Origin of the sequence: Staphylococcus sp. HMSC072H03 (assembly GCF_001809305.1) — a bacterium.
Classification (GTDB): Bacteria; Bacillota; Bacilli; order Staphylococcales; family Staphylococcaceae; genus Staphylococcus; species Staphylococcus hominis.
On sequence record NZ_KV796881.1, the window covers coordinates 371225 to 397037 of the forward strand.

Sequence of the window (25813 nt, forward strand, 5' to 3'; positions counted from 1 at the left end):
ATTGAAAGTGTAATATTAAATTTGTGTGGTGAGTATGATAAATTATCCAAATGGAAAACCATTCAAACTAAATCCTACTAAGGTTGGAAGTAATCAAAGTGATGCTTCTAGTAACATTAAATATGGTGGACGAGGTATGACTCTCGAAAAAGATATTGAACAATCTAACAATTACTATTTTAAGCATGGTGTGGCTGTTATACATAAGAAACCTACTCCTATTCAAATTGTAAATGTTCATTATCCTAAAAGAAGTAAAGCTGTAATTAATGAAGCATACTTTCGAACACCTTCTACAACTGATTATAATGGCGTTTATCGAGGCTATTACATTGATTTTGAAGCGAAAGAAACGAAAAATAAAACGTCTTTCCCTTTAAATAATATCCATGATCATCAAGTAGAACATATGAAAAGTTGTTTTCTACAAAAAGGACTCGTCTTTTTACTGATTAGATTTAAAGTGCTTGATGAGGTATATCTATTACCTTTTTCGAAGTTTGAACCTTTTTGGGAAAGATATAAAAAGGAAATAAAAAAATCAATAACAGTTGAAGAAATCAAAAAAAATAGTTACTATATTCCTTATCAGTATCAACCTAGATTGAATTATCTTAAGGCTGTTGATAAGTTGATATTAGATGAAAGTGAGGACCGCGTATGACGGAAAATAAAGGATCTTCCCAACCAAATAAAGGCAAAAATGGGAAATCCAAATCAAAAAAGAATAAGAATGTAAAAAGAACGATTATTAAGATTATAGGCTTTTTATTCATTGCCTTTATCGTGTTACTTCTACTTGGTATACTTCTATTTGCATACTATGCTTGGAAAGCTCCAGCATTTAATGAGTCTAAATTACAAGATCCAAAGCCTGCTGAAATTTATGATAAAAACGGGGACTTGGTTAAGAAATTAGACAATGGCGCACGTAGAGAACATGTTGATTTGAAAGATGTTCCTAAAAATATGAAAAATGCCGTGTTAGCAACTGAGGATAATCGCTTCTATGAACATGGTGCGTTAGACTATAAACGTTTATTTGGTGCTATTGGTAAGAACGTAACTGGTGGTTTTGGTTCCCAAGGGGCGTCTACTTTAACACAACAAGTGGTTAAGCGTTCATTCCTTTCAGAAAAGAAATCGATTGGACGTAAAGCGCAAGAAGCTTATCTATCTTACCGTTTAGAGCAAGAGTACAGTAAAGATGATATTTTCCAAATGTACTTAAATAAAATTTATTACTCAGATGGTGTATATGGCGTTAGGGCTGCAGCTAAATATTACTTTAATAAAAATTTAAATGAACTTAATTTAGCTGAAGAGGCCTATCTAGCTGGTTTACCACAAGTTCCTAACCTGTATAACATTTATGATAACCCAAAAGAAGCTGAAAATCGTAAAGAAACTGTTTTATACTTAATGCACTACCATAATAGAATCTCTGATAAACAGTGGAAAGAAGCTAAAGCTACTTCATTAGAAGATAATTTAGTAAAACGTACAACAAAAGAACGTCAAATATCTAATGATGATTCTAATAGTGAGTATGATTCTTACGTTAATTTTGTTAAAGCTGAATTAATAGGTAATAAACACTTTAAAAATAAAAATTATAGTGATTTAATGCAAAGTGGTATTAAGATTTATACGAATATGGATAAAGACGTTCAAAAAACGCTTCAAGATCGCATTGATAATGGTAATTACTATAAAAATGATGACCAACAAGTAGGCTCAACCATTCTTGATAGTAAAACTGGAGGCATTGTAGCCATTTCCGGTGGACGAAATTATAGAGATGTCGTTGATCGTAATGCTGCTACAGATACACACTTGACTGGTTCATCACTGAAACCATTCTTATCATATGGTCCAGCAATTGAAAATATGCAATGGGCTACAAACCACGTAATGCAAGATGAATCAAGTTATTCCATTGATGGTGGTACATTCCGTAACTATGATGGGCAAGGTCATGGTACAGTATCGGCATATGATGCATTAAGACAAAGTTTTAATATTCCTGCTTTAAAAGCTTGGCAGCAAGTATCATCAAGTGCAGGTAAAGATGCTCCAAAAGATTTTGCGTCTAAAGTTGGTTTAGATTATGAAATTGATTTAGGACCATCTGAAATTTTAGGTGGTGGTGCTTCTGAATTCTCACCTACTCAATTAGCATCAGCATTTGCATCAATAGCTAATGGTGGTACTTACAATAATGCGCATTCAATTCGCAAAGTTGTAACATCTGATGATGAAACTATCGAATTTGATCATACAAGTCATAAAGCCATGGAAGATTATACTGCTTATATGCTTGCAGAAATGTTAACTGGTACATTTAAACCATATGGGTCTGCTTACGGTCATGGTGTTGCTGGCGTTAATATGGGTGCTAAAACAGGTACAAGTACTTATGGCACAGAAGTTAATAATCAATATAACTTACCTGACAATGCAGCTAAAGATATTTGGATGAATGGTTTCACACCTAAATATACAATGTCAATTTGGATGGGCTTCAGCCAAATTAAACCAGGCGGTGAAGATTCATTCTTAGGACATTCTGAACAAGAATATCCACAATATCTATATAAAGATGTGATGTCAGATATTACTTCAAGTAATGACGGAGACTTCAAAAAACCTGATTCAGTTACTGGTTCAGGTGCAAGTACATTATCAGTTAAAGATCATCCAGATAATAATACAACTTCAGGAAGTAAATATGATAATATGTCTACTAACAATTCAGATAGTAGCTCATCAAGTAATTCTAGTAGTACAGGAAATAGTTCAAGCAATTCTAATTCTACCAGTGATAACAACTCAAATACTACATCAACAACGAACACAGGTAATACAACTGATAACTCAGCAAATAATTCAACTACGAACAACAGTGCTAACAATAGTACCACATTAACTCAACAAAATAATAATAATGATAATACAAATAACAATAATAGTTTATCTAACATATTTAAAGCAAACACGATTTTTAATTTTAGAAAAGCGTCGTAATAGCTTTAAAAACGACATAGTCTTTTATAAGGCTATGTCGTTTTTTTAATTAAAAAAAGTCTAGAACAACTTTGCTCTAGACTATCTTTCATATTAATTATTATTTTGATTTTTTCTTCTAATTTGATATGAAGCATTCATTTTAATAAGCTCATTTTTTAATGTTTTCATTTGACTATACCCCATAAAGTGGTATTTTCTTTTTAACATATATTGATATCGTTCTAAAAAATTCATAGGAACAACTGGATATTGGTCTAAATGATTTAAATCAATAGACTCTATTTCATTAATTTGTTTAAAGAACAAAAGAAGCAGTTCAAAATAATCATCGATATATTGTTTTGCTAAATCAGAATTTAGTTGTCTTTTCTTAGCATAGACATCAAGTTCATTTTCTAGCGATTCAAATTGTGATTTATTAATCATTTGTTCCGACTTCCTTTTTCATTGCTTTCATGCGTTTTTGCCCTTCTCTACAATCCTCAAGTAATGGACAAATATCACATTTTGGTTTTCGAGCAATACAATGATAACGTCCAAAAAAGATAAGTTGATGATGACTTTTACTCCATCTTTCTTTTGGAATAATATCACACAAACGTTCTTCTACTTGTTTAACATTATCTTTCCACTTATTAATACCTAGACGCTTTGAAACACGTTCAACGTGTGTGTCTACTGCCAAAGAAGGCTCATCAAAAGCTACACTCATGACAACGTTCGCTGTTTTTCGTCCGACTCCAGCTAAGCTTTCTAAATCTTTATGTGTATGAGGAACTTGTCCACCGTACTGGTCGAGTAAAGATTGGCATAATTTTTTAATATTTTTTGCTTTATTACGATATAAACCTATTGATTTTATATCATTCTGCAATTCTTCTATATCTACTTTTAAATAATCTTCAGGAGTTTTATATTTTTTAAAAAGTGAACGTGTCACTTTATTAACTAAATTATCTGTACATTGCGCAGATAATAATACAGCTATTGTTAATTCAAAGGGATTATCATGTTTTAATTCACATTCTGCATCAGGAAACATATCTGCAATAACGTCAATCATTTCTAATGCTTTTTTCTTACTTACCATCTAGATTCTCTCCATTTAACCAGTCAAATTTAGGTATATGTTTTACAGTATGAGTTAATTTAGGTTTATTGAATTTTTCTCTCACTTTGTTAGATTCTTCTAAAGTTGTTACATTGTTTTTCTTCCAATTTAATAAGATACGATCAACATATTTAAAGCTTAATTTATCATGACTATATGCTTCATCTAATGCAGCACGTATTAAAGTGTAATCATGTTGGTCTACATCAATCCATTGGTTGAGCGTTTCGATTTCATATGGTGATAAGGGTCTCGAAAACAACTGTTCAATATATTGAAATAATTCCTTAAAGTTTTGTTGCGTTTGATGATGTGTAGTTTCATTTTTTTCTTGAGTTAAAATATCACTTAACTTTTCGTAAAAACGATTTAAATTCATATATTCAGTAAATTTTCCTTCCTCATCTTTACTTACATGTAGTGCAAGTAAATCACGCTGAATTAAATTTTGAATAATTGATGTTATTTCTCTCGGCTCCATATTTGAACCTTTTTGCAAAAATTCTATTGAGGGTTGTTTATTAGAAACTTCAGCGGCATAAATCAACTTAATCAAAATGACTAAATCTTTTTCATTTAAACCTAATTCATTGTAATGATCGAAAAGTTCCCTTCTAACTACAACAGGACGAGTTTTAAGTTGATGTGTGTCCATGATACCCCTCTCTTTCTTATTGTAAAAAGTGGGAGTGAGACATGAATAACATCATTTAGTCTCACTCCCCATGTATGATTTATAAAACGTGATATTTTATGGATATAAACGATTTAATAAACGTGGGAATGGTGATGTTTCTCTCACGTGTTCAACGCCTGAAATCCATGCAACTGTGCGTTCTAAACCTAAACCAAAACCACTGTGTGGCACACTACCATAACGACGTAAGTCTAAATAGTAGTTATAACTTTCTGTATCAAGTTGATGTTCATCGATACGTTGTTCTAATAATTCTAAATCATTAATACGTTCAGAACCACCAATAATTTCACCATAACCTTCTGGTGCAATTAAATCTGCACATAAAACTGTGTCTTCGTTGTTAGGGTTTGGCTGCATATAGAATGGTTTAATTTTAGTTGGATAATTTGTAATAAATACTGGTAAATCATAATGATTGGCTATAGCTGTTTCATGTGGCGCACCAAAGTCTTCACCCCATTCAATGTCATCAAATCCTTCTTCTTTTAAGAACTTGATAGCATCATCATAAGAGATGCGTGGGAATGGCGCAGATACTTTTTCTAATTTACTCGTATCTCTATCTAGCGCTTTTAATTCTAATTTACAATGTTCTAATACAGATTTTACGATATGAGATACATATTGTTCTTGAACTTGTAAACTTTCTTCGTGATTTGTGAATGCCATTTCAGGTTCAATCATCCAGAACTCAATTAAATGACGTCTTGTTTTAGATTTTTCAGCTCTAAATGTTGGTCCAAATGAGAAGACACGTCCATGTGCCATAGCTGCAGCTTCCATATATAATTGACCACTTTGAGATAAAAATGCATCTTGATCAAAGTATTTAGTATGGAATAATTCACTAGTACCTTCTGGTGCACTTGCAGTTAAGATAGGCGGATCAATTTTAGTAAAGCCATTTTCATTAAAAAATTCATATGTTGCTCTAATGATTTCATTTCTAATTTTCATTACTGCATGTTGCTTTTTAGATCTTAACCATAAGTGACGATGATCCATTAAGAATTCTGTACCATGGTTTTTAGGTGTGATTGGATAATCGTGAGCTTCATGAATGACATCAATTGATTTTACTTGCATTTCATAGCCTAAATCAGAACGATTATCTTCTGTAATCGTACCTGTGACATAAAGTGATGATTCTTGTGTAATGTCTTTAGCAAGTTTAAATGTTTCTTCATCGACTTCTGATTTAACGACAACACCTTGCATAAATCCACTACCATCACGTAATTGTAAAAATGCGATTTTACCGCTTGAACGTTTATTTGTTAACCAAGCGCCAATTGTGACTTCTTGATTAATGTATTGTTTTGCTTGTTTAATTGTTGTTTTCATAATCAAACTCCTACTTTATTTTCTTTTTATACAATACTTATTTATTCTATCAAAATAGAAAGTGAACTTCTAGCACCTGAATAGTGTTCTCATTATTTAAAATAAACTATTTTTTTCTGTTTTTCAGTTTACTTGCCTGCATGCGGTAAAGTAATTTACTAAATTGTTGAATATCCCCTTTTTTTTGAGAATAAGATTCTAACGATTGTTCGAAAAAACGCTTATAGTTACTATTTGTTAAACGATCGTCAAAGGAAACAATGAGCCCCTTGTCATCTTCGTTACGAATCAATCTACCTAGACCTTGTCTAAAACGCGTTACAGCATCAGGTAAGACATAATCTTTAAATGTAGATTCAAATTCTGAATCCATTAACCAATGCTTTGTATTATATTTATTCATGAATGGTAATTTAGCAATCATCACACATTTAATACCATTAGATTGATAGTCAAATCCTTCAAAGAATGTTGATGTACCTAACAAAATAGCTTTATCAAAATGATTAAATTGTTGAACAATTTTATAGTTTTGATTTTGTTGTTGGGTCAAAATAACATAATCGTCAAATATCGGTAATTCATTTAATAGCTCTTGTACCATATGCATCATTCGATAACTTGTGAAAAGTACGAGACATTTAGATTGTGTTACAGTGACGTACTCTTGAATATAGTCTACAATAGATGCTACATAATCTTCTGTATTTTTAAAATCATAAGAAACAACATCGCTTGGAATGTAAATATTTGTTGATTTATGATTTTGAAGTGATGACTGTACTTCATAAGTATTAAATTCTACATCTTCTTTAAACCAGTTTTTAAATGCCTCAAACGAATGGTTGAATGTAAGTGTGCCTGAAATAAATGTTAATGATTTAAATTTCTCGAGCACTTGCTTTGTTAAAATATCACGGACTTCATAATCTTTTACAATTAGACGTATGGTCGATTTTTGATTCAAATTTTTGATAGATATGAAGGCAGTATGATTTTGTTTTAAACTTAGTTCTATATGTCTGTAATTATCGTTAATGTAAAGTAATTGCTTACGTATAGATTTGATTGTTTTATGGTTAATACCATTAAAAAATTCTAAAGTTTTGTTGATTTTGTCTACAATTGCATGCAAATCTTTTAGAATACGTGTAGCATCAAAGTCGAATACATAATGATATCGATGTACATCATCATCATGTACGTCTGAGTGTTGAACAATATCAAAAATATGATTAAATAGGGTTTCATTTAGTTCGTGTAAATCAGAAATATTAGATTTTAGACCAAACACGTCAATAGGTGGAATATCTAATCGTTCTAAAATACGTTGTTGCTCTAAATGATCTACTAATTTAAGAAGCTTTTCATTTTCATTTTTCCCTATTAAACCTAACTGATATTTGATATCAGAATAGTTTAATTCATTGGTCACTTGATTAAGAGCATAATCAGGTAAACGATGTGCTTCATCAATGATACAATCATCAAATAACTGATAGATTGAATTCTCTTGATCTGAATGAATAAGATGCGCATGATTAGTAATACCAATTTGAATATTTTGAGCATTACGTTTTATATAATTATAGTAATGAATATCGTGCCTTACTGGAACATAAGTTTCTAATTTTTGGTCAAAATACATTTTCTGACCACCTTTTAAATTTAACTCTTGTATGTCTCCAGTATTTGTTTCTAATATCCATATAAGTAATTGCATTTTTAAAATATTCACTTCATAGTTAGCTGTATCATCTTTTAAAATTTGACTTATCAATCCTAGTGAAATATAGTCTGTTTTACTTTTGATAAGTGCAGCATTAATTTTGAAATCTAGCGCGCGATTAATACTAGGAATATCTTTTTGAAGTAATTGATGTTGAAGTAATTTCGTGTTTGTTGAAATCATTACATGTTTGCCTGTTTCAATGTTATACATCAATGCAGCTAATAAGTATGCTAGTGATTTACCACTTCCTAAAGGTGCTTCAATAAGTGCCTTATCATTATGCATTAACTGCTCTAAAATAATTTCTGACAAATAGAGTTGTTGTGGGCGATAAGTAAGTTCAAGTGCTGTTGTAACTTCTAGATATAAATCTTTTAATGAACCTTTAAATTCAATTTGTGGTACTTTTAAGTCTTGTTGTTTTTTATAGATAATCTGTTCAAATTGAGCATACTGATAATCTATATCATGATTATGATGTTGTCTGACCATTTCAAATAAAATGTTAAATAAATCATATTTTAAATGCTTACTTAAATAATATAATTGCTTTAAGGTATCTATAGGTAATGACTCAAACTTTTTAAAAGCTTTAATCATTAAATAGGCCGTTGTTGTTGCATCCTCATCTGCTCGATGTGCATTTGTCAGAGGTATATTATGAGCATTTGCTAATTCACTTAATTGGTAACTTTTTTCAGTAGGAAATGCAATTTTAAATAATTCCAGGGTATCAAGCACCTTTTTAGGTTTAAAATGAATATTACTTTTTTCAAATGCCTTTTTAATGAAATTTAAATCAAAGTCAACATTGTGGGCTACAAATATACAATCTTTGAGTTGTTCGTATATGTCATCAGCAATTTCATAAAAATACGGTGCTTGTTCTAGCATAGTTTCTTCGATAGAAGTCAAAGCTTGGATAAATGGTGGGATTTCCAAATCAGTACGAATCATTGAATGATAAGTTCCTGATATTTTATTATCACGTACAAATGTAATACCAATTTGTATAATTTCATCATGTTCAAGTTGGTTTCCGGTTGTTTCTAAATCTACTACCGCAAAACTTGTATATGCCATATCTATCTCTCCTAATTCTATCCGTATGCTTATATATCTATATCTGCGCTTATCAGTCGTCTCATCTGATTATCTTCATCTTTGACAATTAAAAAGCCATCATTATCAATATCAATAGCTTCACCTATAAATTGTTCTCCACTTTCAGTAAATGTTAACTTACGATGCCAAATATTAGATGTACGAATGTATTCATCTCTAATCGTTTCAAATGAAGAATTAAGAAATTGATGGTAACGCTTTTCAATTTCCTCAATTAAACGTTTTAAAAATTGATATCGATTGATTTCTTCTGAATAGTGCAAGCGAATGCTTGTAGCACGATGACGTATAATATCAGAAAAATCTTCTTCTTGATGGTTTAAATTAATACCAATACCACATATTATAGCCTCAACTGCATCAGCATTTGCTACCATTTCTGTTAAAAATCCACATACTTTTTTATCATTAATATAAATATCATTTGGCCATTTAATCTCTACTTTGTCTTTAGAAAATGCTTGGATAGCATCTCTAATTCCTAAAGCTATAAAAAGATTAAATTTTGGAATCATTGCAAATGAGACATTAGGTCTTAAAACAACAGACATCCATAACCCTTTTCCTTTTGAAGAAGACCAATTACGATTGAAACGACCACGACCTTTTGTTTGCTCATCACTTAAAATTAACATGGTGTATTGATTATCAACAAGGCTTTGTTTAGCAATAGTTTGAGTAGATTCAACACTATCATATACTTCAATTTTGGATACTAAATGATTAGACTCTAGTACTTTATTGATAATGCCTCTATACCAACGATTTGGCGATGCATTAAGCTTATGTCCTTTATGATTAATTGAGTCAATATCACATCCATCTGCTTTTAATTGATCAATTACTTTTTTTACAGCAGCTCTCGATATATTAAGCTGATTCGCAATGTATTGACCAGAAATATATTCTGATTGATGCTCATATAACATTTTAACGACATCTTGACTATATTTTGACATTTTCATTCACCCATTTCAAAATTTCTTCTTTGTTATTTTTGATTTTATCAGTAACTATCGCACATTCTATTTCTCTCAATACATTTTTTAACCAAGGGCCACCATTTTTATTAAAATGATCAAGTAAATCTTTTCCATTCACATCCATTTCTTTACGTTCATGTAATTGGAGGTGTTGAACGACTTGTTTAATAGAAAGAGAATTGATAATAAGTTCTGAAGCGGTAGGAATTTGATTATTTTGAAGTACAGAATAAATATTTAAAACCTTTAAGATATAATAGTCACTATAATCATAAACAAATAATTTTAAAGCATCTTTAGAAGTAATTTGAGGTAATGTTTCAATAATATCAATATATGTATGTATATCTGATTTTTCTTTATTACTAATTTTTAATTGCTTTAAAGAAGGAAGCGTATCATTTTTTATAAGTAAAATGGCTAACCATTGTTCAAATTCAAGAGGTTCATTGATGTAAACACATGTCATATCTAATTCATTAAAAAATGGAATATGATTAAAAAGTTTTAAAGATAATAAATTATGATAACTCTGTTTAACATTACTTCCTAAGATTAATTTTTTAAATTCTACAACAATTCGTTCGATTGATAAATATTCAATGTTCGAACAAGTTAATTGCATTGCTTCAAAGGTTTCAGTATGAATATCAAATGTAAGTTGTGACTGAAATCTAAGTCCACGAATAATTCTTAATGCATCTTCTTTAAATCGTTCACTTGGATTCCCTACTGTACGTATTAATTTTGATTGTATATCCTTTTGACCACCAAAGTAATCAAATATTTTATAATTTTTATCCATAGCAATAGCATTGATAGTGAAATCTCTACGTTGTACATCTTCATAGAGATTTCTCACAAAATGAACTTCACTTGGACGACGGTGATCTAAATAATCACCTTCTGATCTAAATGTCGTCACTTCGTAATTTTCATTGTTGAAAACAACATTGATTGTTCCATGCTCTTTTCCAATTGGAATAGTGTGTTCAAATATATCTTCAATTTCATCTGGCATCGCACTTGTAGTGATATCAATATCATGAATTGTACGATGCATAATGTAATCTCTGACTGCCCCGCCTACAAAATAAGCTTCGAAATGATGTTTTTCTATTTGATTAAGAATTGGCAGAGCTTTTTCAAATAATTCATTACCCATATTAATCCTCTTTTTTTAATTCAACATTTTTTTATAGTAATATTCATATTGATCGACGATAAGTTCAGAACTAAATCGTTGTTTAATATCTTTAAGCATATTACTTTGTAATTTTTGATAGAGTTCCTCATCTGTTAATAATTTTAGTGCATAATCACTTGCTTGTTCACTATCTCCTACATCTACAATATAACCTGTTTCACCATGTTTGATGACTTCTTTAATACCTCCAGCATTTGAACCTATAGGTACTACTCCCGTAGTCATTGCCTCTAATAGTGTAAGACCAAAACTTTCTTTTTCACTTAACAGTAAAACTAAATCAGCCATTTGATAAAATTTACTAACTTGAGCTTGTTTACCTAAAAATAATACATCATCTTCGATATGTAATGATCTTGCTATTTTACGCATATCTAAAAGTTCTGGGCCATCACCTAATAAGATCAACTTACTTGGTATATGTTTATGGACTTTAGCGAAAGTTTCTAAAATAGTGTCAATACGTTTGACTTTTCTAAAGTTTGATACATGTATAAGAACTTTTTCCTCAGGCTTTATATCGTAAAGCTCTTTATATTGATTTTCATGTTGTGTAGGAAACTCTTTTTCTCGAACAAAATTATAAATAGGAATAATCTCTTTATCTGTTTCAATAATTGATTGTGTTTGTTTAGCTAATGACTGACTGACACTAGTCACGAGGTCACTTTGTTCAATGCCAAATTTAATAGCACCTTTAAGTGAATGGTCGTAGCCTAACACTGTGATATCAGTACCATGTAATGTTGTCATAATTTTTATATCTTTTCCAGCCATTTGACGTGCTAAAATACCACATACAGCATGTGGTACAGCATAATGCATATGCAAGATATCCAAATCATACTCTTTAATGACTTCAGATATTTTTGTGCTCAATGTAATATCATACGGTGGATATTGAAATACTGCATATTGATTTACTTCGACTTGATGGATAGTAATGTTAGGCAACGGCTTACGAATTCTAAAAGGAATATTTGACGTAATAAAGTGAACTTCATGTCCCCTTTCTGCCATTTTAATACCTAATTCAGTTGCTATGATACCTGAGCCACCCATTGACGGATAACATGTAATACCTATTTTCATAAAATAACCACCTTTCTATCCATTATTTACGTTCAAATCGGTTTTTATCTCTAGTATTAAATTTCTCCATTGTATCATTAAAACTTTCTGTCATATCAATACCAAGGGAATTAGCAATGCAAAGTAAAACAAATAAATTATCTCCTAATTCAGCTTTAACAGAGTTTTCTTCTTCCGTTGGTTTCTTTTGCTTTTCACCGTAATAATGATTGATTTCTCTTGCAAGTTCGCCCACTTCTTCTGTTAGACGGGCTAAATTAGCTAATGGAGAAAAATAACCCGCTTTAAATTGACTAATATAGTCATCTACTTCTTTTTGCATTTGATTTAAAGATTTCATCATCATTCTCCTTTTTTCCGTTTCTTACTAAGTATATCTCAAATTACTTGTTAATGCATTTTATCAATTCTATTCTATGGGGTATAAAAAAGAGCGAAACAGAATTCATTTTTGAATTCATATTTCGCTCGGTATAACTATTTGAAAATCTTAAATGTTATTATACAAGATTTAAACTTAAGTTAGTTTATAAAGGTATTTTAGTTATCATTTGCACGTGCTAGTAAAATAATTCTAACAAGTTCGGCTACAGCTGTAGCTGTTGCTGCTACATAAGTCATAGCTGCTGCTGATAATACCTTTCTCGCATGTTTATATTCTTTTTCATTCACAATATTAAGTGCAGTAATTTGTTTCATAGCTCTTGAGCTTGCATCAAATTCAACTGGTAATGTCACGATTGAGAATAAAACTGCTAATGACATTAACCCAGCACCAATCCATAATGCAGTTGAGCCAAAAGCGCTACCTAATGCTGTTAAAAAGATACCAGCCATAATAACGATGTAGCTTAATGAACTACCAATATTTGCTAACGGTACTAAAGCAGTTCTAAAACGTAAAAATGCATAACCTTGTTGGTGTTGAATAGCGTGTCCAACTTCGTGTGCCGCAATAGCTGTACCAGCTACTGAAGGACGGTCAAAGTTTGCAGGAGATAAACAAACTACTTTCTTATTTGGATCATAGTGGTCTGTTAAAAAGCCTTCGCCCTTAACTACATCTACATCATAAATTCCATTAGCATGAAGAATTTCTTCTGCTACTTCACGACCAGTTTTACCACTTGTTGATCTTACCTGTGAATATTTTTCATAATTTGATTTTACTTTGTGTTGAGCCCACATTGGAATGAGCATAATAATGACGATATATATAATATAAGACACTATAGACAATCAATTTCACTCTCCTTTAATCATATTCTACTGACTATCGATTTTTTTAGCAAATAATTTAACCTTTATTAATTTATTAAAATTATAATAAAGCATAAGTGATATAATACTTAGCCATAGCGCGATAAAAGCAACTAAATTAACGTGTTGCTGTATAAAATCATAATAAGGATATTTCTTTAATATATAATCTACATAATCATTGTTAAATACCCATATCATAGAGATAAACAAACTGAGCATAGAGATGTTGAATCGTGGATAAAAATAGATACTTTCAAGTACCATAATTCCATGACTAATAATTAAAAATACATTCATAATAGTTATATCATCATTATTAATTATCATTATAAAATTCATAATGACAGCCCATAAACCATATTTAAATAAAGTTACAAATGCTAGTCCTTCAATAATACTATTTTGTTTATTTAAAATTATTAAACAAATTGATATACATAAAAATAGCGATGCAATAGGACTATCTGGTACAAAAATTAGATAATGCCATTGTGTCTTAAGTAATTGATCACCATACCATATAAAACCATAAATGGTACCTAAAACATTACATATAAGCAATATTACGAGTATGGAACGTTGATATAATGATAATTCCCATAGTTGTCTTAAAGTAGGCATAAGTTATAATTCCTTTAATTTTGATCTATGAGTGATGAGTTAATACACTCAAAATTTGTGATAATTGATAAAAGCGTTGTTGATCTTTCATTTGTAAACTTACATCGATATGATGTTCTAATTGTTCGATTAATGAATACTTTTTATTTAGATCAAGATTTAAGTGATATATATTATTAAGATATGCAAGATATTGATCAGAATATATTAATTGTTGAATTATGAGCTCATTTAATCGCCAATCTTGCTCATCGTTGTATTCAAAGTGAATGAATATATCAATACAAATATCTTTAGAAGCTATATAATTGAATATTTCATTTGTATTAATTAATGTTTGATCGTCTTTTGTTAATTTAATTGCAGAAAAATTGGAGTGTTTTAGGCCAATTTCAAGGGTTATATGACTTTTAATTTTCTTATTTACAAAATGACTACAATTTAATTTTAGCGGTGAAGCTTTTAAATAATTTAATAGCCACACACTAATTCTGGACTTAAAATGATAATGAAACAAAGCATATTCAATATAGCTTTGTTTCATTTTAACTAATGTGTCATTCAATTTTAACACCCACTCTAGTCATTCAATCTACTCAATTCTTCATTCCAAGTTTCATTAGTTGGATCAATGATTAATAACTCGTTAAGCAATACTTTAGCTTTATCTTTTTGGCCAATTTCAATTAAATAAAAATAATAATCGCTTAAGAATAAACTCTGAGATTTCAATGTCGGATAAGCCAATTCATAGAAATGTTGGGCTTCAGTATCTCTTTCTTCTTCCCCATATGCATGTGCTAAGTGCCACATAAAAACAGGGTCAAGATCTTCTTCATCTACATAAGATAGGAGTGAAATGATGGCTTCATAATCTTCTTCTTGGCGGAATAAATCACTTAAGATAAGTAAAGGTTCATGGTAAGCATTATCTACTTCAAGTGCTTTTTTAAGAAGTTCTACCCCCTCATTCGCATCTCCATGTTCAATTTCTAAACTACCGGTAGAAACCATGAGCTCTTTATAAAATTGATTAAGACGTAACCCTTCTTTACCTGTTTCAATCGCATCTGGATAATTTTTTTCATTTTCATATAAAGATTGTAAATAAAAGTAACCTTGAATAAAGTCTGGATCTTTAGAAAGAAGTGTAGTCATAATTTTTATAGCTTCTTGAGTTAAATCATTTTTTTCATATGCGATAGCTTTTTTGAAAAAGTCATCAGAGATCATTTCATCTTCACTAATCTCATCAAATAACTGTATAGCATCACTATAATTTCCACTTTGTAATGCACAATCAGCCATTCTTGAAAATAAATTAATTCCATTTATTTCATATTCGCCTGTATCTAAAACAACTTCATATTCTCGTGTAGCACGAAGGTATTGTCCATCAAAATAAAGTAATTCTGCTAAAGCAAAATGAATAATTGGGTCATTAGGTTCTAATTCACGCGCTTCAGTTAATTTATCAATAGCAACTTCAGTCATATTGATTTGTTGATATAAGTCGGCTTCTAACATTAATTTTTCAGGTGACAATTCAACTTGATTTAAATATTCTAATGCTTCGTCTGTCTGATTTTCAGACATAAGCCCTTCGATAAAATAAATTAATAGTTCACTTTCATCTGGATACTTATGATATAACGTTCTAAACACTTCAAGACCTTGAGGTGTTAATCCAAAGTTATATAATGTTTCTCCTAAAATAAATAAAGCATCATCATTATTGGAAGTTAATGCTTCATTTACACGTGTATCTAAATGATCTAATTTTTGAAGATTGATATCGTCTATTAATTTATAGATATCTTCCATAATATTTTATCCCTCATTTTCTAAAAGCTTTAATTTCGGCAAGAAACCAGGGAATGATACATTTACTGCATCAAACTGACGTATCGTTAATGGTGAATCACTTAAAATAGATGCGACTGCAAGCATCATGCCAATTCTGTGGTCAGTTAAGCTATCTACTATAGCATTTCTAGTTAATTTAGAGGGATGAATAATTAATCCATCCTCAGTAGCTTGTAATTTAAAACCTAGTAAATTAAGCATATCTGCAGTTGTATCAATACGATTAGTTTCTTTTACCTTTAATTCCTCTGCGTCCTTAATCATACTTGTACCAGAAGCTTGAGTGCATAACAAAGCAATAATTGGCAATTCATCAATTGCTTTAGGAATTAAATCTCCTTCAATTGTGATGGGTTTCAAGTTGTTCGTATACTGAACTCTAATCGACGCAGTTGGTTCTGAAGACTCTGTAACATTAAATAACTCAATGTTACCATTCATTTGTTCAACGATATCTATAATACCTGAACGTGTAGGATTGATGCCAACATTATGAATTGTAATATCACTTCCCGGAGAAATCAAAGCAGCTACAATAAAGAAAGCAGCTGAAGAAATATCTCCTGGTACTACAAAGTCTTTAGGTTGAATATTGCTTATAGCATAAGGAGATGTTGTAATCACTTTTTGATTTACTTGTATTGGAATTTGATAATGTTTAAACATCGTTTCAGTATGATTTCTACTTATGTCTAATTCTGTAATTTGTGATGCATCTTTTGAAAATAGACTTGCAAACAAAATTGCACTTTTAACTTGAGCACTTGCGACTTCCATTTGATAATTGATGCCATTAATGGCTGAAGGCTTAATAATAAGTGGTGTATAGTTATTTTCAATACCGTTAATATTTGCATTCATTAATTTTAAAGGTCTTAAAACACGATTCATAGGTCGTTTTCCTATCGATGCATCTCCAGATAAAACACACTCTATGCCCAATCCACTTAAAAGACCAGCAAGTAAGCGCGTTGTTGTACCAGAATTTCCAGTATATAACGTTTGATGTGGTATATTGAAATGTTGATATCCTGGAGAATTAACAATAAGACGATGTTCTTCAATTTCAATCTCCACACCTAAGAGTTTAAAAATTTCAATCGTACGTAAACAATCTTCACCTAGAAGCGGTTGTTCAATAATTGATTTACCTTTAGCGAGTGACGATAGCATAATTGCTCTATGCGTCATAGATTTATCTCCGGGTACTTCTATCTCACCCTTTAATGGACCATGAATATCTATTATTTGACTTGTTGTCACAGTATTTCACCTACTCTACTAATAATTGTAGTTGTTTAAATGATTGCTTCAATATATTTTTTTCTACATGATATACATTAGGTTTGCCTAATTTCTCGAGTAGAACCATTTGAATACCTTCACCATTATTCTTTTTATCTGATAACATATATTGATACATTTCTTCAAAATCAATCTGCTGGATTAAATCCAGCGGATAATTTAATTGATTCATATAATTAATATAATGTTGAATATCAAATTGTGTGCCAAGAAGATGATTTGCCACAATAAATTGATAAATCATCCCAATCATAATGGCATGACCATGAGGTATTTTATACTTATATTCTACTGCATGTCCAAAGGTATGACCTAAATTTAAATATTTTCTAACATTACTTTCTTTTTCATCTTTTATAATAATGTTTAGTTTTGTTTTTATGCCCTTAAAAATAAATTGATCCATATCTTTAAGTGATTCAAGTGTTTTTCTATCTGAAAAGTGTTTTTCAATATCTTCTGTAGCAACTGTGCCAGTCAATAAAGCATGCTTATACACCTCAGCGTATCCACTTAAAATTTCATGATAAGGTAAAGTTTTTAAAAAATCCAAATCATATATGACTGCTTTAGGTCTATAAAATGCGCCTATAAGATTTTTACCATGGGAAGAATTTATTCCAACCTTACCTCCTACACTTGAGTCATGCGCTAATATTGTTGTAGGTACTTGTATAAAATCAACACCTCGTAATAAAGTAGAAGCTAAGAATCCTGTAAAATCTCCTGTGGCTCCACCACCTATAGCAACTAAACAAGTATTACGAGTAAGATTCATTCCTAGTAGTTGTTCCATGATAGCTTGATAATGATTAAACGTTTTCATTTTTTCGCCGGCAGGAACGATAACTTTTTGAATGTTTGAATTGTGACATATTGTTTCAAATTTATCTCTAAAATTAAAATCAACAAATTCATCTATAATTAAGAATACTTTATCGTAATCTTGAATATATTCGGATAAATATTTAAATGCATGATGTTCTACAATAATTGGATAATTATTACTGTGATATGTGGTTTGTAATTGCATGATATACCTCATTTCTAAAGGTTAATTAAAAAAGATGTTTAAAATTCTATATTTAACTTTCTACGTTCTTCAATTTGTTCTTTAAGTTGATCGATATGATTAGATTGGAATTCTTCTAAAAGAGCTTTAGCAACTTCAAAAGCAACGACATGCTCGCAAACAACACTTGCTGCTGGAACTGCACAACTATCTGAACGTTCTATAGTTGCTTTAAAATCTTCTTTAGTATTAATATCTACAGAATTTAAAGGTTTATATAAAGTTGGAATAGGTTTCATAACGCCATTTACAATGATAGGCATACCATTAGTCATTCCACCTTCAAAGCCACCTAAATGATTAGATCCTCTATAATAACCTCTTTCAGAATGATATAAAATTTCATCTTGAATTTCGCTTCCAGGTTTTTCAGCAGCTTTAAACCCTTCACCAAAGCTGACACCTTTGAAGGCATTAATACTTACAACACCTTGCGCAATACGTCCATCGAGTTTACGATCATAATGCACGTAGCTACCTACTGCAACTGGCATATTTTCAACCATAACTTGAACTACGCCACCTATAGAGTCGCCTTCCTTTTTAGCTTCATCAATTTTATCTCTCATTTTTTGAGCAATCGATTCATCAATCACACGTACATCATTTTTATCGATATTTTGTTTAAATGTTTCTGTATCGTATAACCCTTCATCTTTAATTCCACCAATTTCTACAACACGACTATACATATGAATGTCTAGTTGAGAAAGTAAAATTTTGGACACTGCTCCTACAGCTACGCGTGCAGCTGTTTCTCTTGCAGAAGAACGTTCAAGTACATTTCTCAAATCACGATGATTATATTTCATACCGCCAATTAAGTCTGCATGACCAGGTCTTGGCTTTGTAATTGTACGTTTCATATTTTCTCGTGCTTCGTCACTAATTGGTTCAATACCCATAATATTTCTCCAATGAGTAAAATCATCATTTTTAACTACAATTGTAATTGGACTACCTAAAGTAAAGCCATTTCTTACACCAGAAACAATTTCTACTGCATCTTTTTCAATTTGCATTCGACGTCCTCTACCGTAGCCACCTTGACGCTTAAACATTTCTTTATTTATCTCCTCAGCTCTCATTTCTAAGTTAGCTGGAACACCTTCAATAATTACTGTTAGTTGTGGACCATGGGATTCTCCTGAAGTTAAATATCTCATGAATAATAGCTCCTTTCCTTTACCACTTTAAATAGTATTATGTATTATTTGTTATCATATCATATTCAACGAAATTACATAACTAGTGTAGAATAATTGGTGTTTGAAAATTCAAATAATTTCATATAAAAAAGTACCTAAGACAACTGTTGTCTTAGGTACTTTCTAACATGTTGGCAGTCAATGGTTGAATGGAAAATAAATTCCAGTTTATTCCAATTTTAAAAAATTATTCTTCATAAAGCCAATTTTCCCTAATAGCTTCGTAGCTATATATTTCATCATCATTAAACCATAAATTGATTTCTCTTTCAGCAGATTCTACAGAGTCTGATCCGTGAATAATATTTCTCCCTACTGTTAAACCATAATCGCCTCTTATAGTACCGGGATCGGCTTCAGTGGGATTTGTTTTTCCGATAATATGTCTAGATACCGCAACTGCGTCTTCTCCTTCAACAACCATGGCAAACACAGGTCCAGAAGTTAAAAATGAAACAAGTTTATGAAAAAACGGCTTCTCTGTATGTTCAGCATAATGTACGTTAACAGTATCTTTAGTTGGAATTATAAATTTACCGCCAACTATTTTTAAACCTTTTCTTTCAATTCTAGAAATAATTTCTCCTATTAAATTACGTTGTACTGCATCTGGCTTAATCATTAAAAAAGTGCGTTCCATTATACAAATCCCCCTAATTAAAAAAATTGATTTAATATGTATAAATACATTTAATAGAAAACAACCTACTACTACTAAATACTAACAGGTTGTTAAAGCGCTTTCAACTTTTTTCTATTTTTAAGTATTTCTAGATCGCATTCTTTTAATAAGCTTTCTAAATAAATTTTGAGCATTTGGTTCCTCTAATTGATCAATTAAGTCGAGTGCTTTATTTAAATAGTGATCGCTCACTTCTTGAGATTGTGTGATACTATTTGAATTCTTGATTTGATCAATAAGTGGGCCAAATTGATTTTTATTTGTCAGGTGTGATAACTCAGCAATTTGTTTTTTGAAAACCGGGTCTTTTTTCATCTCTAATAAAACTGGTAATGTAATATGGCCATTCATTAGATCACTACCCACAGGTTTACCTAATTTTTTCTCAGTGCTTGTAAAATCTAAAATATCATCTACAATTTGAAAACTCATTCCAATATAATGACCAATCATTTTTAATTTTCGAATCGTCTCATTATCAGCTTGTGATGTTATTGCACCAACTTCCGTTGAAAGTTGAATAAGCAACGCCGTTTTTCTATTAATACGTCTCAAATAGTTCGTAATATTTTGATGACTATTAAATTGGTCTTGGAATTGGAAGAGCTCGCCTCTACAAACATCAACAATTGCGTTAGAAATAATAGTATGAACACGATGATCTTCAATTTTAGAAAGTTGTTTTAAACCTAAAGCTAGTAAGAAATTGCCAGTTAGGATAGCGGTAGTAACATCCCATTTTTTTTCAATCGTCAATTTACCACGACGTTTATCACTTTTATCAATCACATCATCGTGCACAAGTGTTGCCATATGAATTAATTCTAAAGCTACTGCAACATGATACGTATCTTCAGTAATTTTTTTTGGTCCAAACTGACTACTAAGAAGAACAAATGCTGGACGCACTCGTTTGCCACCCGAAGATAATAAATGAAATGCTGCTTCTTGTAATACAGAATCATTACTTTTAATAGCATTTTTTAAACGCTTTTCAACATTTTTAATTTCACTATTCATACTTAACTTTGCCACATTAATCACCTTTTATTTAGTAGAACTTTCTATTTATAGCCAAGGTGCATTGCAGCAACGCCACCTGTAAAGCTACGAACTTTTACATGACTGAAACCAGCCTGTTCAAATAAACGCTTTAATTTAGTTTTATCTGGAAAATTGAATGTAGATTGTTGTAACCATTCATATTCTTCCTTAGATTTAGCAAACAACTTCCCGAAAATAGGCATCACAAATTTAAAGTAAAGTTTATAAACTTGTTTAAATACGGGTAATGTTGGTTGACTTGTTTCTAAACATACAATCATACCGCCTGGTTTCAATACGCGATTTAATTCTTTTAATGTTGCTAAATAATCAGGCACATTTCTTAAACCGAAACCAATGGTTACATAATCGAATGTGTTATCTTCAAATGGTAAATTCATAGCATCGCCGTGCACTAAGTGAATATTAGGCATTGATTTAGTTTTTTCTTTACCAACTTCAAGCATATTTTCACTGAAATCTAAACCTGTAACTTCTCCATTAGGTCCTACTGCTCTACTTAAAGCAATGGTCCAATCTGCTGTACCACAACATACATCAAGTGCTTTACTTCCAGGTAACACATTCATATCTTTCATTACATGTTTACGCCATATTTTATGTTGTTCGAAGCTTATTATATTGTTCAATCGATCATATTTTTTAGAAATATTTTGAAAAACCGTATGAACTTGTTCTTTTTTTGCATTATTTTCAGTCATTAATTATTACCTCTACTTTTCTCTTTATCGCTTTGCTTTATATGTTTAATAATTTGGTTGATTTCATCTTCATCATATTCACTTAAATAAGAGGGATAATATTGATGTACCCCATTAAATAATTTTTCAAATATTTCATATTGAGAGATCTCAATATCTGTAAAATGAGAAATAGTTATAAAAGGGAAAAGTGTTTCTATATCTAACACAGCCTTATATATATCATGACGCTCGAGTGAATGATGATGCAATGAAGTTTTAAGCTCATTAGATTTGATAATCGCTTCACTCATTAGTCTTTGATATGATACATCACCAATTTCAGATATTAAAGTATAAAAATGAGCACTTAATAAGTCACCAATTAGAATTGATTTCTTAGATAATTTATTTTTAGAAATATCATCTAGATGCTTCATTGAAGTATCAATAGTGAGGCAGGCAAGTTTAGCATTTTCTGGAATATTAAAATGATCTAAAACATCACTTAATCCTTTATTAATGTGAATTGCTTCATATTCATTAATTCCTTTAAGCCTTTGAGTAATTTGTCTATTTAATTTGCTTAATGTTCTTTCCATGTTCACACCTCACGTTAGTATCAATATACATATTAACATTATATTCATAAAAATAAAATATAGTGCTTATGACGAAAATAACTTCATAGTCGCTTCACAGTGAATTGTACAATTATAAATAAAACATATGTATTTAGAATTAAACAATATATAAAATAAAAAGCCCTTATAGGGCTTTTTTAAGTAAATTATTTTACAGCATCTTTTAATGCTTTACCAGCTTTGAATGCTGGAACTTTACTTGCAGGAATTTCGATTTCTTTACCTGTTTGAGGGTTACGTCCTTTACGTGCAGCACGTTCACGTACCTCGAAGTTTCCGAAACCAATTAATTGAACTTTTTCACCTTTAGAAAGTGAGTTTTGAATTGATTCGAAAACAGCATCTACTGCTGAACCAGCTTCTTTTTTAGTTAAATCAGCTTGTTCTGCAACCGCATTGATTAAGTCAGTTTTATTCATTATGAGTTCACCTCCGGATGAATGATAATGATAAATTTATATCATTATGGTATGACTTTAACACAATAATTCCCTTTACCGCAACGATTTATATACTTAAAACGTTGAATTGTCAGTATTTCGTGAATAATTTTATAAAATATTTGTGTTAAATAGCAAAATTACACTTTATTCAGCTTTTTTATCTCGCCCCATTAAATCTTTCACGCTATCTTTCACTGGTTTATCTTCAAATAATACTTTGTATAAAGCATTGGTTATTGGCATATCAACATTTTGAGACTTCGCTAAATGATATACTGAATTTGTTGTGTAAATTCCCTCAACAACCATATTCATTTCGTTAAGTGCTTCTTCAGTCGTTTTACCTTTTCCTAATTTATATCCCAAAGTATAATTTCTTGAATGAGTAGACGTACACGTTACAATTAAATCACCAATGCCACCAAGACCTAGAAAAGTCATAGGATCAGCCCCTAGCTTTTCACCTAGTCGACTAATCTCAGCTAAACCTCTTGTCATTAAAGCCGCTTTAGCATTATCACCATAACCCATTCCAGCAACAATACCACTTGCTACAGCAATAATGTTTTTAAGTGCACCACCTAGTTCTACTCCTATCAAATCATTATTAGTATATACTCTTAAGTAATCATTCATGAATAAATCTTGAATAAGTTTACTTATGTGTTCATCTTTTGACGAAGCTGCAACAGTTGTGGGTTGTTTAATTACAACTTCTTCAGCATGACTTGGTCCAGATAGTACCCCTACGCCATTTTTATGGTTCTTAGATACTGAATCTTCAATCATTTCTGATACACGTTTAAATGTTTCATTTTCAATACCTTTTGCAACGTGAATAAACGTTTTTTTAGTTTTAATATGTTGATCAATTTCAGTCACAACATTCCTAATTGCTTTTGTAGGTAAAGCAATTAAAAATATATCTGAAAAATTAACTGCTTGTTCTAATTGACTTGTTGCTTTAATCGTTTCATTTAATGTTACGTCTTTCAAGTACCGTTTATTTTGATGAGATTGATTGATTTCATCTACAGTATTTTCATTTTTCCCCCACATTAAAACTGAATGGCCATTCTCTGCTAAAACATTTGCTAATGCAGTACCAAAACTTCCTGTACCAAAAACCGTAATCTTAGTCATCTTAATCTCTCCTCTTAGTTTCTTCTTCTAGGGATGATATGAATAGGCGTTCCTTCAAAACCAAATGCATCTCTAATTTGATTTTCGAGATAGCGTTTATAAGAAAAATGCATTAACTCAACATCATTTACAAATACAACAAATGTTGGTGGTTCAATAGCCACTTGAGTAGTATAGAAGACATTTAAACGTCTACCTTTATCTGTAGGTGTAGGATTCATTGAAATAGCATCTGTTACTACTTCGTTAAGTGTTGAGCTTTGAACACGTTTTTTGTGATTTTCACTTGCTTCTCTAATATAAGGGAAAAGTGTTTTTAATCGTAGTCGCTCTTTTGCCGATACGAAAGCGATAGGTGCATAATCTAAAAATTGAAATTGATTACGTACATCGTCAGCAAATTTTTTCATGGTATTAGTATCTTTTTCTACAGCATCCCATTTATTTACGACAATCACCATTGCTTTTCCTTCTTCATGAGCATATCCAGCAACACGCTTATCTTGTTCAATAATTCCTTCTTCGGCATCAATAACTAATAACACCACATTTGAACGCTCAATTGCTTTTAAAGCTCTTAATACAGAGTATTTCTCAGTTGATTCATATACTTTACCTTTTTTTCTCATACCTGCTGTATCTATTAACACATAATCTTGTCCATCATAGCTATACTCAGTATCTACAGCATCTCGAGTTGTACCTGCTACATTTGATACAATAACACGTTCTTCACCTAAAATGGCATTTACTAAACTAGATTTGCCCACATTTGGACGACCAATAATAGATAAACGAATAGTGTCATCATCATATGGATCACTATCTTCTTCTTTAAAATGTTTAACGACTTCATCTAATAAATCACCTAGACCTAAACCATGTGAACCAGAAATTGGATAAGGATCGCCAAAACCTAAAGAGTAAAAATCAAAAATATCACTTCTCATTTCAGGATTATCTACTTTGTTTACTGCTAAAACAACAGGTTTTTTTGATTTATAAAGTAATTGAGCTACCATTTCATCACTTTGAGTGAGACCTTCCCTTACATTTACCATAAAGATAATTACGTCTGCTTCATCAATAGCGATTTCTGCTTGAGCTCTTATTTGTGTTTGGAAAGGTGCATTTCCGATTTCGATGCCTCCAGTATCAATGATATTAAATTCATGTGTTAACCATTCGCCTGAAGAATAAATACGATCACGCGTAACACCTGGAGTATCTTCAACAATTGATACACGTTCACCTACTACTCTATTAAAAATTGTAGACTTACCCACATTAGGTCTACCTACAATTGCTACAATAGGTTTAGTCATAAGCTAACTTCCTCTCTTTCTAAAATCTCTATAATTTTATCATATGCAATGATGATTTAAAAACAAGTATATATTGTCATACGATAGATAGTGAGTAAAGATAAATAAAAAAGAGCAAGAAAGAATTCTATTTGAATATCTTTTCTTGCTCTCATCATTAAATTAAATAATA

25 protein-coding genes are annotated in these 25813 nt (G+C 30.9%); 2 read left to right on the forward strand and 23 right to left on the reverse strand.

The genetic code is table 11. The features are described from left to right. The first annotated feature begins 37 nt into the window (after positions 1 to 37). Together recU and HMPREF2578_RS04655 are read left to right on the forward strand one after the other, a co-directional pair. Positions 38 to 664 carry a Holliday junction resolvase RecU gene (gene recU / locus HMPREF2578_RS04650; protein ID WP_029376824.1) on the forward strand — a complete coding sequence of 209 codons (627 nt, stop codon included), beginning with the start codon at positions 38 to 40 and terminating at the stop codon, positions 662 to 664. Beyond that, complete coding sequence (locus HMPREF2578_RS04655; protein ID WP_017176307.1) at positions 661 to 3027, forward strand: transglycosylase domain-containing protein; 2367 nt, start codon at positions 661 to 663, stop codon at positions 3025 to 3027. The genes recU and HMPREF2578_RS04655 overlap by 4 nt, the downstream gene beginning before the upstream one ends. Positions 3028 to 3120: 93 nt before the next feature. Here HMPREF2578_RS04655 and HMPREF2578_RS04660 read toward each other — a convergent pair whose 3' ends face one another. From HMPREF2578_RS04660 to der, 23 genes are all read right to left on the reverse strand, one after another. Beyond that, the gene (locus HMPREF2578_RS04660; protein WP_002455327.1) at positions 3121 to 3456 is read right to left on the reverse strand and encodes a YpoC family protein; all 336 of its coding nucleotides are present in this window, start codon (positions 3454 to 3456) and stop codon (positions 3121 to 3123) included. Beyond that, entirely contained in the window at positions 3449 to 4120 is a 672-nt protein-coding gene (nth, locus tag HMPREF2578_RS04665) for an endonuclease III (RefSeq protein ID WP_002455326.1), read from the reverse strand. The genes HMPREF2578_RS04660 and nth overlap by 8 nt, the downstream gene beginning before the upstream one ends. Further along, entirely contained in the window at positions 4110 to 4796 is a 687-nt protein-coding gene (locus HMPREF2578_RS04670; protein WP_002449719.1) for a DnaD domain-containing protein, read from the reverse strand. The genes nth and HMPREF2578_RS04670 overlap by 11 nt, the downstream gene beginning before the upstream one ends. A 96-nt stretch (positions 4797 to 4892) precedes the next feature. Then, entirely contained in the window at positions 4893 to 6185 is a 1293-nt protein-coding gene (gene asnS, locus HMPREF2578_RS04675) for an asparagine--tRNA ligase (RefSeq protein WP_017176306.1), read from the reverse strand. Positions 6186 to 6291: 106 nt separating this feature from the next. Then, positions 6292 to 9000 (reverse strand): helicase C-terminal domain-containing protein, encoded by a 2709-nt coding sequence (locus tag HMPREF2578_RS04680; protein ID WP_017176305.1) that lies wholly within the window; start codon positions 8998 to 9000, stop codon positions 6292 to 6294. Between the two features lie 29 nt (positions 9001 to 9029). Continuing rightward, positions 9030 to 10001 carry a biotin--[acetyl-CoA-carboxylase] ligase gene (locus HMPREF2578_RS04685; protein WP_037541024.1) on the reverse strand — a complete coding sequence of 324 codons (972 nt, stop codon included), beginning with the start codon at positions 9999 to 10001 and terminating at the stop codon, positions 9030 to 9032. Then, positions 9988 to 11190: a CCA tRNA nucleotidyltransferase gene (locus HMPREF2578_RS04690; RefSeq protein ID WP_037541026.1), complete on the reverse strand. Its 1203-nt coding sequence runs from the start codon at positions 11188 to 11190 to the stop codon at positions 9988 to 9990. The genes HMPREF2578_RS04685 and HMPREF2578_RS04690 overlap by 14 nt, the downstream gene beginning before the upstream one ends. Before the next feature lie 15 nt (positions 11191 to 11205). Further along, a complete protein-coding gene (gene bshA, locus HMPREF2578_RS04695) occupies positions 11206 to 12324 on the reverse strand; it encodes an N-acetyl-alpha-D-glucosaminyl L-malate synthase BshA (RefSeq protein ID WP_037541028.1) in 1119 nt (372 codons plus the stop codon). A 22-nt stretch (positions 12325 to 12346) separates the two neighbouring features. Further along, positions 12347 to 12664, reverse strand: coding sequence for a nucleotide pyrophosphohydrolase (locus HMPREF2578_RS04700; protein ID WP_017176301.1), 318 nt, complete (start codon positions 12662 to 12664; stop codon positions 12347 to 12349). Between the two features lie 200 nt (positions 12665 to 12864). Continuing rightward, positions 12865 to 13563 carry a zinc metallopeptidase gene (locus HMPREF2578_RS04705; protein ID WP_017176300.1) on the reverse strand — a complete coding sequence of 233 codons (699 nt, stop codon included), beginning with the start codon at positions 13561 to 13563 and terminating at the stop codon, positions 12865 to 12867. 27 nt (positions 13564 to 13590) lie between these two features. Beyond that, on the reverse strand, positions 13591 to 14208 hold the full coding sequence (locus tag HMPREF2578_RS04710; RefSeq protein ID WP_037541030.1) for a DUF1405 domain-containing protein: 618 nt from the start codon (positions 14206 to 14208) through the stop codon (positions 13591 to 13593). Between the two features lie 25 nt (positions 14209 to 14233). Further along, positions 14234 to 14773, reverse strand: a complete 540-nt coding sequence (locus HMPREF2578_RS04715) for a YpiB family protein (RefSeq protein ID WP_017176298.1) — start codon at positions 14771 to 14773, stop codon at positions 14234 to 14236. A gap of 14 nt (positions 14774 to 14787) precedes the next feature. Then, positions 14788 to 16032, reverse strand: a complete 1245-nt coding sequence (locus HMPREF2578_RS04720) for a tetratricopeptide repeat protein (RefSeq protein ID WP_017176297.1) — start codon at positions 16030 to 16032, stop codon at positions 14788 to 14790. A 6-nt stretch (positions 16033 to 16038) separates the two neighbouring features. Continuing rightward, positions 16039 to 17337 carry a 3-phosphoshikimate 1-carboxyvinyltransferase gene (gene aroA, locus HMPREF2578_RS04725; protein WP_017176296.1) on the reverse strand — a complete coding sequence of 433 codons (1299 nt, stop codon included), beginning with the start codon at positions 17335 to 17337 and terminating at the stop codon, positions 16039 to 16041. A gap of 10 nt (positions 17338 to 17347) precedes the next feature. Further along, positions 17348 to 18412, reverse strand: coding sequence for a 3-dehydroquinate synthase (gene aroB, locus HMPREF2578_RS04730; protein WP_037541037.1), 1065 nt, complete (start codon positions 18410 to 18412; stop codon positions 17348 to 17350). Between the two features lie 38 nt (positions 18413 to 18450). After that, complete coding sequence (gene aroC / locus HMPREF2578_RS04735) at positions 18451 to 19617, reverse strand: chorismate synthase (RefSeq protein ID WP_017176294.1); 1167 nt, start codon at positions 19615 to 19617, stop codon at positions 18451 to 18453. 229 nt (positions 19618 to 19846) lie between these two features. Further along, positions 19847 to 20299 carry a nucleoside-diphosphate kinase gene (gene ndk / locus HMPREF2578_RS04740; RefSeq protein WP_017176293.1) on the reverse strand — a complete coding sequence of 151 codons (453 nt, stop codon included), beginning with the start codon at positions 20297 to 20299 and terminating at the stop codon, positions 19847 to 19849. A 120-nt stretch (positions 20300 to 20419) separates the two neighbouring features. Beyond that, entirely contained in the window at positions 20420 to 21376 is a 957-nt protein-coding gene (locus HMPREF2578_RS04745; protein WP_017176292.1) for a polyprenyl synthetase family protein, read from the reverse strand. A 29-nt stretch (positions 21377 to 21405) separates the two neighbouring features. Then, complete coding sequence (locus HMPREF2578_RS04750; protein ID WP_017176291.1) at positions 21406 to 22107, reverse strand: demethylmenaquinone methyltransferase; 702 nt, start codon at positions 22105 to 22107, stop codon at positions 21406 to 21408. Continuing rightward, positions 22107 to 22688 (reverse strand): heptaprenyl pyrophosphate synthase subunit A, encoded by a 582-nt coding sequence (locus HMPREF2578_RS04755; RefSeq protein ID WP_017176290.1) that lies wholly within the window; start codon positions 22686 to 22688, stop codon positions 22107 to 22109. The genes HMPREF2578_RS04750 and HMPREF2578_RS04755 overlap by 1 nt, the downstream gene beginning before the upstream one ends. 188 nt (positions 22689 to 22876) lie before the next feature. After that, positions 22877 to 23149, reverse strand: a complete 273-nt coding sequence (locus HMPREF2578_RS04760) for an HU family DNA-binding protein (RefSeq protein WP_002449794.1) — start codon at positions 23147 to 23149, stop codon at positions 22877 to 22879. A gap of 168 nt (positions 23150 to 23317) precedes the next feature. After that, positions 23318 to 24316, reverse strand: coding sequence for an NAD(P)H-dependent glycerol-3-phosphate dehydrogenase (locus HMPREF2578_RS04765; RefSeq protein WP_017176289.1), 999 nt, complete (start codon positions 24314 to 24316; stop codon positions 23318 to 23320). A gap of 14 nt (positions 24317 to 24330) precedes the next feature. Beyond that, positions 24331 to 25641 (reverse strand): ribosome biogenesis GTPase Der, encoded by a 1311-nt coding sequence (gene der, locus HMPREF2578_RS04770; protein ID WP_017176288.1) that lies wholly within the window; start codon positions 25639 to 25641, stop codon positions 24331 to 24333. Positions 25642 to 25813: the final 172 nt, after the last annotated feature.